The 12,916-nt window shown below is 74.0% G+C and carries 9 protein-coding genes; 8 read left to right on the top strand and 1 reads right to left on the bottom strand.

The annotated features are described in order from the left end of the window. The 7 genes from ACZ407_RS04215 to ACZ407_RS04185 form a co-directional block, all read left to right on the top strand. The coding region (locus tag ACZ407_RS04215) for an MFS transporter (protein WP_468125323.1) at window positions 1-1,372 on the top strand (1,372 nt) is incomplete at its 5' end. 10 nt (window positions 1,373-1,382) lie between these two features. Continuing rightward, a complete protein-coding gene (locus tag ACZ407_RS04210; RefSeq protein ID WP_468125321.1) occupies window positions 1,383-2,648 on the top strand; it encodes an amidohydrolase in 1,266 nt (421 codons plus the stop codon). After that, window positions 2,645-3,898 carry an ATP-grasp domain-containing protein gene (locus ACZ407_RS04205; protein ID WP_468125320.1) on the top strand — a complete coding sequence of 418 codons (1,254 nt, stop codon included), beginning with the start codon at window positions 2,645-2,647 and terminating at the stop codon, window positions 3,896-3,898. The genes ACZ407_RS04210 and ACZ407_RS04205 overlap by 4 nt, the downstream gene beginning before the upstream one ends. A gap of 106 nt (window positions 3,899-4,004) precedes the next feature. Next, window positions 4,005-6,620, top strand: a complete 2,616-nt coding sequence (locus ACZ407_RS04200) for an ATP-grasp domain-containing protein (RefSeq protein WP_468125318.1) — start codon at window positions 4,005-4,007, stop codon at window positions 6,618-6,620. Next, window positions 6,617-7,954: an MFS transporter gene (locus ACZ407_RS04195; protein WP_468125316.1), complete on the top strand. Its 1,338-nt coding sequence runs from the start codon at window positions 6,617-6,619 to the stop codon at window positions 7,952-7,954. Before ACZ407_RS04200 ends, ACZ407_RS04195 begins: the two co-directional genes overlap by 4 nt. Continuing rightward, complete coding sequence (locus tag ACZ407_RS04190; protein ID WP_468125315.1) at window positions 7,951-9,168, top strand: aminotransferase-like domain-containing protein; 1,218 nt, start codon at window positions 7,951-7,953, stop codon at window positions 9,166-9,168. Before ACZ407_RS04195 ends, ACZ407_RS04190 begins: the two co-directional genes overlap by 4 nt. Before the next feature lie 69 nt (window positions 9,169-9,237). Continuing rightward, window positions 9,238-9,612, top strand: coding sequence for a nuclear transport factor 2 family protein (locus tag ACZ407_RS04185; protein WP_468125313.1), 375 nt, complete (start codon window positions 9,238-9,240; stop codon window positions 9,610-9,612). Between the two features lie 143 nt (window positions 9,613-9,755). Here the strand turns inward: ACZ407_RS04185 and ACZ407_RS04180 are convergent, their stop codons facing one another. Beyond that, window positions 9,756-10,265, bottom strand: coding sequence for a DUF937 domain-containing protein (locus ACZ407_RS04180; protein ID WP_468125311.1), 510 nt, complete (start codon window positions 10,263-10,265; stop codon window positions 9,756-9,758). A gap of 265 nt (window positions 10,266-10,530) precedes the next feature. Between ACZ407_RS04180 and recD2 the strand changes: the two genes are divergently transcribed. Then, the gene (gene recD2, locus ACZ407_RS04175; protein WP_468125309.1) at window positions 10,531-12,759 is read left to right on the top strand and encodes an SF1B family DNA helicase RecD2; all 2,229 of its coding nucleotides are present in this window, start codon (window positions 10,531-10,533) and stop codon (window positions 12,757-12,759) included. Window positions 12,760-12,916: the final 157 nt, after the last annotated feature.

Raw genomic sequence — 12,916 nt, 5'->3', positions numbered from 1 at the left:
CACCACCCCCCCTCTCCTTTTTCCCCCCCCGCCCCCTCCCCCCCCTCCACCTGGGACGCCGGCCCGGCGCCCCCGCCGCGAACTCGCCGCGGCCACCGTCGGCTCCGTGGTCGAGGCCTACGACTGGACCGTCTACGGCATCCTCGCCCCCTACTTCGCCGACCAGCTGTTCCCGGGCTCCTCGCCGACCGCCCGGCTCATCGCCGCCTACCTCGGCTTCGCCCTCGGCTTCCTCGTCCGCCCGCTCGGCAGCGTCCTCATCGGCCGCCTCACCGACACCCGCGGCCGCCGCTACGGGCTCTCGCTCACCGTGGGCCTCATCGCCGCCGGCTCCCTCGCCCTGGCCGCCGTCCCCTCCCACGCCGCCATCGGCCTGGCCGCCCCCCTGCTCGTGGTCGCCGCCCGGCTCGTCCAGGGCCTGTCCGTCGGCGCGGAGAACCCGAGCGCCGCCGCGTACGTCACCGAGACCGCGCCCGGACCGCGCCGCTACTCCTACTCCGCCGTCTCCTACGCCGGAGTGGTCCTCGGCAGCGCCCTGTCCTTCCTCGTGCTCCGCGTCCTGCTCGGCGTCTTCGGCGAGGACGGCGTGGCGGACGGCGCCTGGCGGCTCGGCTTCCTCTTCGGCGCCCTGCTCGGCCTCACCGCCCTGTGGATCCGCCGGGGCGCCGCCGAAAGCGCCGTGTTCACGGCCGCGGCCCAGGAGCGGGACGGGGCCGCGGCCGCCGCACGGCCCGGCGCCCCGGCCGGAACCAGGCCGCCCCGCCCCGCCCCCGTACTGCCCGCGCTCCGCGCCCACCTGCGCTCCCTGGCCGTCGTGTTCGCCCTCACCTCCGGCGCCACCACCGCCTTCTACTTCACCACCGTCGACTTCCCCTCGTACGCCGAAGCCGCCGGGGCCGCCACCAAGGAGGAGAGCTCCGGGGCCCTGCTGCTCGGCATGGCCGCCCTGCTCCTCGGCATGCTCGGCGCGGGCCGGGCCGCCGACCGGTTCGGTGCCCTGCCCGTGCTGCGCACCGGCTTCGCCGGGCTCGCCCTGGGCTCCGTACCGCTGCTGCGGGCCATGGAGTCGGGCCGGGTACCCGTGCAGGCCGTCACCGTGGTCCTGCTGTTCCTCCTGGGGCTGCCACTGGCCGTGAGCAACGTGTTCGCCGGGCAGCTCTTCCCGCCGGCCGTGCGCGCCGTCGCCGTCGGCCTGCCCGCGGCCCTCGCCATCAGCCTCTTCGGCGGCACCTTCCCCGCCCTCGCCGAACTCCTGAGGTCGGGCGGCCGGGGCCACTGGGTGCCCTGGTGGCCCGCGCTCACGGCCGCGGCGGCCCTCGCCGCCTCCTGGCGCGTACGCGAACACCCCCTGCCCGTCACCCCACATGCCTGAGAAGGACGCCATGACCGCACTGCTCGACGGCCTCGAACCGCTGCTGCCCGCCCTGGAGGCCGACTACCGCGACCTGCACGCCCACCCCGAACTCGCCTTCCAGGAGAAGCGGACCGCGGCCCTCGTCGCCGACCGGCTCGCCGCCCAGGGCGGCTGGGAGATCACCACCGGCGTCGGCCGCACCGGCGTGGTCGCCGTCCTGCGCAACGGCGAGGGCCCCGTGGTCATGGTCCGCGCCGACATGGACGCGTTACCCGTCAAGGAGGCCACCGGGCTGCCCTACGCGAGCGAGGTGACCGCCACCGACGACTCCGGCACCGAGGTCCCCGTCATGCACGCCTGCGGGCACGACCTGCACGTGGCCGCCCTGATCGGAGCCTGCGCCCTCTTCGCCCGCAACCGGCAGGCCTGGCGCGGCACCGTCGTCGCCGTCTTCCAGCCCGGCGAGGAGAGCGGGTACGGCGCCCGCGCGATGGTCGACGACGGCCTCTTCGAACGCTTCCCGCGCCCCGACGTGATCCTCGGCCAGCACGTCGGCCCCGGCCCGGTCGGCCTCGTCGCCACCTGCCCCGGCACCGTCATGGGCGCCACCGACTCGATCACCGTACGGCTCTTCGGCCGCGGCGGACACGGCTCCAAGCCCGAAGCGGCCGTGGACCCCGTGCTGATGGCCGCCTCCCTCGTGCTCCGGCTCCAGACCGTGGTCTCCCGGGAGATCTCCGCACAGGAGCCCGTCGTGGTCACCGTCGGCAAGCTGCACGCCGGCACCACCGCCGCCGTCATCCCCGACACCGCCGAACTCGGCATCAACGTCCGCACCAGCTCGGCCCCCGTCCGCGAGAAGGTCATCGCCGCCATCGAGCGCCTCGCCCGGGCCGAGTCGGCCGCCGCCGGCGCCACCGCGGACCCGGAGATCACCCACGTCTACCACCTCCCCATGACCGTCAACGACACCCCGAGCGCCGAGAAGGTCGCCGAGGTGCACCGCGCCCACTTCGGCGCGGCCGCCGTCATGACCATGGGGCCGACCACCGCCAGCGAGGACTTCGGCATCCTCGCCACCGCCGCCGAAGCCCCCTCCGTCTACTGGTTCTACGGCGGGCTCGACCCGCAGGCCTTCGGCGAGGCCTTCGCCGCCGGCCGCCTCGACGACCTCCCGCAGAACCACTCCGCCGAGTTCGCCCCCGTCCCCGGCCCGGCCCTCCTCGTCGGCATCGAGTCCATGGCCACCGCCGCCCTCGCCTGGCTCTCCGCGGACGGGGGCGAGACGGCATGACGGCAGACCGGCCGCACGTGCTCGTCCTGCACCGCTGGCGGGACACCCACGCGCGCTACGCCGACTACCTCGACCACGAGGCCAACCGCGTCACCTACGTGAGCACCGAACTCGGACGCGCCTCGCTGCCCGCGTCCGCCGCAGCGGTCTCCACCGTCGGTGCCACCGACGACCTGCCCGCGGTCCGCACCGCCGTCGCCGCCCTCGCCGCCGAGTTCGGCACCCCCGAACGGCTCGTCGCCCTCAACGAAGGCGACCTTGACACCGCCGCCGTCGTCCGCGAGGAATTCGGCATACCCGGCCAGGGCCCCGCCGCCCTCGCCGTCTTCCGCGACAAGCTCCTCATGTGCCGCACCGCCCGGGCCGCCGGCCTGCCGGTGCCCGCCTTCGCCCCCGCCCCCGACCCGGCGGCCGTACGGGAGTTCGGCCGCGTCCACGGCTGGCCGCTCATCGTCAAACCGCACCGGGGCACCGCCAGCCGCGGGGTCCTCCTGGTCCGCTCGGCCGCCGACCTCGACGGCCTCACCGGGCTGGCCGCGGACCTCGCCGCCGAGCCGTACCTCGTACAGGCCTACGTGGACGCCCCGATCCTGCACATCGACGGCCTCTGGACCGGGGACTCGCTCGGCAGCTGGACCGCCTCCCGCTACGTCGGAGGCACCTGCGCCGACTTCACCCAGGGCAACTGGCTGGGCTCCGTCGAGGAGGACGACCCGGCGCTGCTCGCCTCCGTCGAGGTCTTCGCCGCCGCCGTCGGCGCCGCCCTCGGCGGGGACCAGCCCTGGGTGTTCCACCTGGAGGCCTTCGTCACCGCTCCCGCCGAGGACGGCCGCCCCGGCCTGGTCTTCCTGGAGTGCGGGGCCCGGGTCGGCGGCGGGGAGATCCCCTTCACCTGGCGCGACGTGCACGGCATCGACCTGATGTCCGCCGCCGTGGACATCCAGCTCGGCCGCACGCCCGTCCTGCCCTCCCTCAAGACCGCGGACGTGGGCGGCTACCTCCTGCTCCCGCTCCCGGTGCCCGCCCCGTGCCTGGTCGAACGGGCCGGCTGGGAGACCGAACCGGCCCCCGGCCGGCTGCCGTACGCCGTGCTGCACGCCCCCGTCGGCAGCGTGGTCCCGCCCGTCGGCGGCTACGAGCACGTCGGCACCCGCTTCCGCTTCCGAGGCCCCTCCACCCGGGAGGTCGAGGCCGCCATCAACGAGGCCGCGCGCGGTTTCCGGCTCACCTGCAGACCGGTACGGGACTGACGCCCGCCGCCCCCACCCCCACGACTCCTGAACCGCACCACCCCGTCCTGCATGCCGGGGGCCGGGCCGTGCGCCCCGCATCCGAAAGGAACCCACCGTGGTCGCCATGACCTCTGAACGCCGCCGCCTGATCCTCGTCGGCAGCCGGATACGCCAGTACCGGGAGTACGCCCTCGCCTCCCTCGCCCAGCAGTACGAGGTGACCCTGATCGCCCCCGAGGCGCCCACCTGGCAGTCCCGCTACGTGGAGACCCACCGCATCGGCGACACCACGGACGCGGCCAAGCTCCACGCCCCCGTCGCCGACCTGCGCGGCGAGGTCGCCGACGCGGCCATCGTCACCTGGGACGAGTGGTCGCTCGTGGCCGTCTCCACGGTCGCCCGGCGCCTGGGCATGCGGGCCATGGATCCGGCCGCCGCCCGCATCTGCCGCGACAAGTACGCCACCCGCAAGGCCCTCGCGGCCGCGGGCATGGCCGCGGTGCAGCACGTACCGGCCGCGAGCGAGGACGAGGCCGTCGCCGCCGCCGAGGCCATCGGCTACCCCGTCGTCGTCAAGCCCCGGACCCTCGGCGGCAGCTTCGGCGTCATGATGGCCCGCGACGCCGACGGCCTGCGCCGGGCCTACCGGCTCGCCGCCACCAGCCGCCTCCAGGGCGCGGGCACCGCCGACACCGTCCTCATCGAGGAGTTCGTCGAGGGCCCCGAACTCAGCGTGGACAGCACCGTCGTGGACGGCGTGGCCACCCCCGTGTGCGTGGCCCGCAAGCGGCTCGGTGCCCACCCGTACTTCGAGGAGGTCGGCCACCTGGTGACCCGGTGGCAGGACGAGCCCTGGGCGGAGGCCGTCACCGAACTGGTCCGCGACGCGCACCGGGCGGTCGGCGTCGACTACGGCGTCACCCACACCGAACTGCGCGTCAGCGCCGACGGCCCCCGGCTCATCGAGCTCAACGGCCGCCTCGGCGGCGACCTCATCCCGCACCTCAACCGGCTGGCCACCGGCGTGGACCTGGCCCGGGCCGCCGCGAGCATCGCCTTCGCCGAGACCCCCGACATCACCCCCACCCGGGCCCTGAACGCCGAGGTCCGCTTCCTCTACCCGGCCTACGACGGCACCGTGGACCGGGTCGTCCTGCCCGCCCCCGAGGAGGTGGACGGACTCGTCGAGGCCGTCGCCCTGGTCGAGCCCGGCGACGAGCTGCTCCTCCCGCCGCGCGGCCTGACCCCGCGCTCCGCCGCCCTCGTGGCCGTCGGCGCCACCCCCGCCGACACCCGCCGCAGCCTCGACCGGGCCGAATCCCTCTCCCGTACCGAGGTCACCGGGGTCGCCGCGCACAAGCTCGGCGCCCGCGTGGAGAACGCCGTCACCCGGCGCTTCTTCGACCACGAGCGCACCCCCCGCCGGATGACCGTCTCCGGGGTGCGCGGGGTCGAATGGTTCCGCTACGGCGCGGGCGGCGGCGAGGGCCTCAACCGCCCCGTCTTCCTCAGCGCCGCCGACGTGGCCGGCCTCGAACGCGACCTGGGCGGCCTCTTCGACCTCCTCACCTCGGTCCCCGACCGCCTCTTCCGCGGGGACCTGCGCGCCTTCGCCCACGCCGTCGGCATGTCCCCCACCCAGACCGAACTGGTCCTGCGCGGATCCGCCCCCGCACTCGCCCCGCTCTCCCGGGCCGACCTCTACCGCGAGATCGACGGCTTCCGGGTCATGGAGCTCAACACCGGCTCCTCCCTCGGCGGCTGGCAGATGGGCGAGTTCGCCCGCGCCCTGATCAAGGACGAGGAGTTCGCCCGCTTCGCCGCCGCCGAGGACCTCGTCTACCCCGATCCGCTCGCCCGCATCACCGAGGTGCTGCGCCGGCAGGCCCCGTCCCTCGCCGGCATCGAGCGCCCCCGGCTCGCGATCACCGACTGGCCCGAGGGCTTCGAGAAGTCCAAGTGCTGGATGGAGTTCGTCGTCCCCGCCTTCGAGCAGCTCGGCTTCGACCCCGTCGTCTGCCACCTCGGCGAGTTCACCTACGAGAACGGCCGGGTCCGCCACGGCGGCCGCGACGTGGACGTGGTCTACCGGATGTTCCTGCCCGGCGAGATGCCCGACGAGCCCCGCACCTACGCGCTCGTCAACCCCCTCCTCGACGCCGTCGAGGCCGGCAAGGTCGAGCTGTTCGCCCCGCTCGACTGCGAGCTGTACGGCAACAAGGGCAGCCTCGCCATGCTCAGCGACGAGCGCAACCGCGCCGCCTTCGGCGAAGAGGAGCGCGCCCTCGTCGACCGCATCCTGCCCTGGACCCGCTTCGTCCGCGACGAGAAGGTCACCCACGAGGGCGAGAGGATCGACCTCCTGCCCTACGCCATCGCCAACAAGGACCACCTCGTCCTCAAGCCCACGCTGCTCTACGGCGGGGTCGGCGTCACCCCCGGCTGGACCACCGACCAGAAGGAGTGGGTGGAGAAGCTCCACCAGGCCGTCGCCGGACCGTACGTCCTCCAGCAGCGGCTGCTGCCCACCACCGAGCGCTTCCTCTCCGAAGACGGCGTGACCTGCGAGGACATGGCCGTCGCCTACGGGACCCTGATGGTCGACGGCAAGTACGCCGGCACCCTGGCCCGCGGGGTCACCGACCCCGCCGTGGGCATCGTCAGCATGCTGCGCGGCGCCCAGATCGGCTGCGCCTTCCACGTGGCCGGCCCCGGCGCCGGGGAGGTGGACGGCAAGTGACCGACACCGGGAACGGGGCCGGGAGCCCGCCGGAGGCCCCCTCCGGCGGCCCGGACCCCGCCGGGGGCTCGACGCTCTGGCGCGATGCCGAGTTCCTCAAGTTCTGGTCCGGGGAGGCGATCTCGCAGATCGGCGCCCAGGTGACCACCCTCGCGCTGCCGCTGACCGCGGTCCTGGCCCTCGACGCCAGCTCTTCCCAGGTCGGCTTCGTCAACGCCGCCTCCTACGCCCCGTTCCTGGTCGTCACCCTCCTGGTCGGCGTCTGGGTGGACCGGGTCCGGCGCCGCCCGCTGATGATCGCCGCCAACGCGGGCCGGGCCCTGCTGGTCACCGCCGTGCCGCTGCTGGCCGTACTCGACCTGCTGCGCATCGAGTACGTGTACGTGGCGGCCCTGCTCATCGGGGTCCTCACCGTCGTCTTCGACGTCGCCTACCAGTCCTACCTGCCGACCCTCGTCGGCAAGGAGCACCTCGTCGAGGGCAACAGCAAGCTCCAGGGCACCAGTTCGCTGGCCCAGATCGGCGGGCCCGGGCTCGCCGGCCTGCTCATCGGCTGGGTCACCGCCCCCTACGCCCTCCTGATCAACGGCGCCTCGTACCTCGTGTCCGTGGTCACCCTGCTCGCCGTCCGCCGGCCCGAGCCGGCCCCCGTGCCGCAGCAGCAGCGCACCGGCCTGCGGCAGAGCATCGGGGAGGGCATCCGGATCATCTGGGACAGCGCCCACCTGCGCGCCTGCGCCCTCCAGTCCGGGCTGTACAACCTGTGCTGGATGTCCCTCCAGACCGTGTTCGTGCTCTACGCGGCCCGCACCCTGGACCTGTCACCGGGCACCATCGGACTGCTGCTCGGCACCGGCGCGGTGGGCTCCCTGCTCGGCTCGTTCGTCGCCCAGTGGCTCAAGGGCGTGCTCGGACTCGGGCCCGCCATCCTCTGGGCGCTGCTGCTCTGCTGCCTGGCCCCGGCGGTCATCCCGCTGGCCCCGGCGAACGGCGGCGTGCTCTCCCTCGGCCTGTTCGTGGCCGCCTTCGCGCTGATCGGCGCCGGCGGCACCATGGCCAACATCCACATCATCAGCCTGCGCCAGTCCATCACCCCGGACCAGCTCCTGGGCCGGATGAACGCCGGATACCGGTTCGTCTCCTGGGGCACCCTGCCGCTCGGCGCGCTCCTCGGCGGCTGGCTCGGCGACCTCATCGGGCTCCGCGAGACCCTGTTCGCGACGGCCGTGGCCTTCCTGTCCGCGGTGCTGGTGGTCCTGCTGTCGCCGGTGTGGCGGCTCAAGGACTTCCCGCCGCAGCTCGGCGCCGAGCCCCGGAAGCAGGAGGTCTCATGACCACCGCAGCGGCCGGCGGGGCGTACGGCGCCCTGCTGGCCCGCCGGACCGGCTGGGGGCGCTCCGACGCTGTCAGCCGGATCCTGGCCGCCGCCGGCGCCCCGGGGGTGCTGTCGATGGCCGGGGGCATCCCCGCCGCCGACAGCTTCCCCGTGGACCGCCTGGCCGAGGCCGCGGACCGGGTGCTCTCCCGGTCCGCCGTCGCCGCCCTCCAGTACGCGCCGACCGACGGCATCGCCGCGATGCGCGAGGTGGTCGCGGCCCGGGCCACCGCCACCGGGGCCCCGGCCGGCCCCGGCCGGGTGATGGTCACGGCGGGCAGCCAGCAGGGCCTGGACCTGGTGGCCCAGACCCTGGTGGACGAGGGCGACGAGGTGGCCCTCGACGATCCCAGCTACCTGGGCGCCGTCCAGGTCTTCCGGCGGGCCGGGGCCCGGCTGCTGCCGGTCCCCGGGGACCGGGAGGGCATGCGCACCGACGCCCTGGAGGAGCGGCTGGCCGCCGGGGCCCGGCCCAAACTCGTCTACGTCGTCCCGCACTTCCACAATCCGACGGGCGCGGTGCTGTCCGAGGAGCGGCGCCGCCGGCTGGCCGCGCTGGCCGAGCGCTACGGCTTCCTGATCGTGGAGGACGACCCGTACGGGGACCTGGCCTTCGAGGGGGCCCGGCTGCCGTCCGCCGACGTGCACACCGGGCGGGTGGTCCGCCTGATGAGCCTGTCCAAGACGGTCTGCCCCGGGCTGCGGGTGGCCGGGCTGGTGGCGCCCGAGGGGCTGATCGGCGAGCTCGTCGCCACCAAGCAGTGCAGCGACCTGCAGACCAACACCTTCGGGCAGTACCTGCTCGCCGACCTCCTGGGCGACCCGGAGTTCCTGCCCGCCCACCTCGCCGGACTGCGCGCCCTGTACGGCGGCCGGGCCCGCGACATGGAGCGCGAACTGCGCCGCGGACTGCCCTGGCTGGAGTTCGAACGGCCGCGGGGCGGGCTGTTCTTCTGGTGCAGACTGGGCGATCCGCGGGTGTCCTCGGACCGGCTGTACGAACACGCCCTGGCCGAAGGGGTGGCGATCGTGCCCGGGACGCCGTTCTGCATCGAGGAGGACGGTGCGCGCGTCCTGCGGCTGTCCTTCGCCTCCCTGGACGCCGCCCAGCGCCAGGAAGGGGTGTCCCGGCTGGCCTCCGCATACGAGAAGGCCTGCACGGACCGGCCCTGACCCCGGGCCCGCCACCCCCGCACCACCCCGACTCACCGCTCTCCCTCACACCCAAGAAGGAGCATGGCAGTGGCAACGTCCTCACTCGTCTCGGTGACAGCCGAATCCCTGGTGGCCAGGCTGTTCCAGGTGATCGACTCGCGCGCGTGGGACCGGCTCGGCGAGGTCTTCGCCCCCGACGCCGTGTACGAGCGTCCCGGGTACCCCGCGCTGGCCGGCCTGGAGCGGATCCGGCACTTCTACGAGCACGAGCGGATCATCACGGCAGGGGCCCACGAGGTCGAGCACGTGACCGGCGGGCTGGCCGCGGCCGCCTGCTGGGGCCGGTTCGCGGGCACGGGCAGGAACGGCGAGGCGCTGGACGAGGGCTTCGCCGACACGTACGTCGTCCGGGACGGGAAGATCGAGCACCGCAAGACGTTCTTCTACCGCGCGGCCATCTGAGCCCACTGCCGTCCGAACGCACGGCCGTCCGAGCGCGCGGCCGTCCGAGCGCACGGCCGTTCGTGCGCACGGCGGTCCGTGCGCGCGGCGGTCCGTGCGCACCGGCGGCGGGCGGCCCGGCGGCCGCCCGCCGTACGTTCCCGCTACTTCCTGCCGCCCAGGATCGAGCCCAGCAGGTCGCCCAGGTCCGGGGACTGCGCCGGGGCGGCACCCGGTGCCGCCCCGGAGGCCGCGCCGCCCTTGCCGGACGCCCGCTTGGCGAGGACCGCCAGCAGGACCGGGATCAGCATCTCGATCACCCGGGCGACGGTGGCCGGGGGCAGGCCCGTCTTCTTGGCCACGGCGGCGGCCACCGGCTTGCTCACCTTGGCGAGGACCCCCGCCATCAGCCCGCCGCTCAGCAGCCCGCCGCCCAGGGTGGCCACGCCCTGCAGGGGCGGCTCCGAGACCTCGGCGAAGGCCCGGCGCGCCTCCTCGCCCTCCGCGTCCTCCCCGGCGGCCTTGTCCTGGAGCCCTCCGGCGAGGGCGCCGGCGGTCGTCCGGACCACCTCCCGCGCCCCGGAGGAGTCGGTGCCCAGGAGCCCGGCGATCTCGCCCAGCCTGTCGTCTCCGAGCTCGTTGAGGACGTCGGTTTCGAAGGAATCTTCGCTCATGGCCGAAACGCTACGTCCGTACCGGTCTGTCGGCACGTTGGGTCAAGAAAAAATAAAACCGGAATCCGCCGTGCAACCGTCGGCGGGGGATCCGGGTCGTACATGGCGTCGGCACTTCCGGGAGGGATCCGGGGGGATCGGGAAGTCCCGACGGGGGAGGGGAAAGCGCGAGGGGGTTGCGGCCGCAGGGTCGGAACCCCCTTGCTGTTCCCCGAGTTGTCCACAGGCAGGCCGCGGTGTCGGCGCGCGGCGGTACCGTCGAGCCATGTCGAATCTGGCAGTGGTCGAAGGGGTGCTGGAGCGGATCACGTACGCCAACGAGGAGAGCGGCTACACCGTCGCCCGTGTGGACACGGGCCGCGGGGCCGGGGACCTCCTCACGGTGGTCGGGTCCCTCCTCGGCGCGCAGCCCGGCGAGTCGCTGCGGATGGAGGGCCGCTGGGGCTCCCACCCGCAGTACGGCCGGCAGTTCACCGTGGAGAACTACTCCACCCTGCTGCCCGCCACCGTGCAGGGCATCCGCCGCTACCTGGGCTCCGGGCTGATCAAGGGCATCGGCCCGCGGATCGCCGAGCGGATCGTCGACCACTTCGGCATCGACACCCTGGACGTCATCGAGCAGGAGCCGAAGCGGCTGGTCGAGGTGCCCGGGCTCGGCCCCAAGCGGACCCGGCTCATCGGCGCCGCCTGGGAGGAGCAGAAGGCCATCAAGGAGGTCATGGTCTTCCTCCAGGGCGTCGGCGTCTCCACCTCCATCGCCGTCCGCATCTACAAGAAGTACGCCGACGCCTCCATCTCCGTGGTCCGCAACCAGCCCTACCGGCTCGCCGCCGACGTCTGGGGCATCGGCTTCCTCACCGCCGACCGGATCGCCCAGGCGGTCGGCATACCCCACGACAGCCCCGAGCGGGTGAAGGCCGGACTCCAGTACGCCCTGTCCCAGTCCACCGACCAGGGGCACTGCTTCCTGCCCGAGGACCGGCTGATCGCCGACGGGGTCAAGCTCCTCCAGGTGGACACCGGCCTGGTCATCGACTGCCTGGCCGAACTCGCCGCCCAGGACGAAGGGGTGGTCCGCGAGAGCGTCCCCGCCCCGGACGGCGGGCCCCCGCTGACCGCCGTCTACCTCGTCCCCTTCCACCGCGCCGAACTCTCCCTCGCCGGCCAGATCCGGCGCCTGCTCGGGGCCGCCGAGGACCGCATGGCGGCCTTCGGCGAGGTGGACTGGGACAAGGCGCTCGGCTGGCTGGCGGGACGCACCGGCGCCACCCTCGCCCCCGAGCAGCGCGACGCCGTCCGGCTGGCCCTCACCAGCAAGGTCGCCGTGCTCACCGGCGGCCCGGGCTGCGGCAAGTCCTTCACCGTCCGCTCGATCGTGGAGCTGGCCCGGGCCAAGAAGGCCAAAGTGGTGCTCGCGGCACCCACCGGCCGGGCCGCCAAGCGGCTCGCCGAGCTCACCGGGGCCGAGGCCTCCACCGTGCACCGGCTGCTCGAACTCAAACCCGGCGGGGACGCGGCGTACGACCGGGACCGGCCCCTCGACGCCGACCTGGTCGTCGTGGACGAGGCCTCGATGCTGGACCTCCTGCTGGCCAACAAACTGGTCAAGGCGGTGGCCCCGGGGGCGCACCTGCTGCTCGTCGGCGATGTGGACCAGCTGCCCTCGGTGGGCGCCGGCGAGGTGCTGCGGGACCTGCTGGCCGAGGGCGGCCCGGTGCCCGCCGTCCGGCTGACCCGCATCTTCCGGCAGGCCCAGCAGTCCGGGGTGGTCACCAACGCGCACCGGATCAACACGGGCCTGCCGCCCCTCACCGACGGCCTGCCGGACTTCTTCCTGTTCCCCGAGGAGGACACCGAGGCGGCCGGCCGACTCGCGGTGGACGTGGCGGCCCGCCGCATCCCGGCCCGCTTCGGCCTCGACCCGCGGCGCGACGTGCAGGTCCTCGCGCCCATGCACCGCGGCCCGGCGGGCGCGGGCCACCTGAACGGGCTGCTCCAGCAGGCCGTCACCCCGGCCCGGCCGGACCTCCCCGAGAAGCGGTTCGGCGGCCGGGTCTTCCGGGTGGGCGACAAGGTCACGCAGATCCGCAACAACTACGACAAGGGCGCCAACGGGGTCTTCAACGGCACCGTCGGCGTGGTGACCGCGCTCAACCTCGACGACCAGCGGCTGACGGTCCGCACCGACGAGGACGAGGAGGTCGCGTACGACTTCGACGAACTCGACGAGCTCGCACACGCCTACGCCGTGACGATCCACCGCTCCCAGGGGAGTGAATACCCTGCCGTGGTGATCCCCGTCACCACCGGGGCCTGGATGATGCTCCAGCGGAACCTGCTCTACACCGCGGTCACCCGGGCCCGGAAGCTGGTCGTCCTGGTCGGCTCCCGCAAGGCGCTGGGACAGGCGGTGCGCACCGTTTCCGCAGGCAGGAGGTACACCGCGGTGGCCCATAGGCTGTCCGGCCGTATACCGGTGGGAAACATCACCTAGGGTTTCCGCTTTCGCGGTGGAGCGGGCAGGATAGAAAGGTTGGCGGCACTCAGTGCCGCCCAAGGGCCCGAAGTCCGACCCCGAGTGCACTCTCCTGCGCCAAATGGGGGAAGGTAGAGGCAGTCAGGGCACCTCGAAGAAGAGGCACTACGTCGGT

Source organism: Streptomyces sp. NPDC030809 (assembly GCF_055572195.1).
Note: the sequence above shows the minus strand (reverse complement) of the source record. Positions and strands in the feature narration are given on the sequence as shown.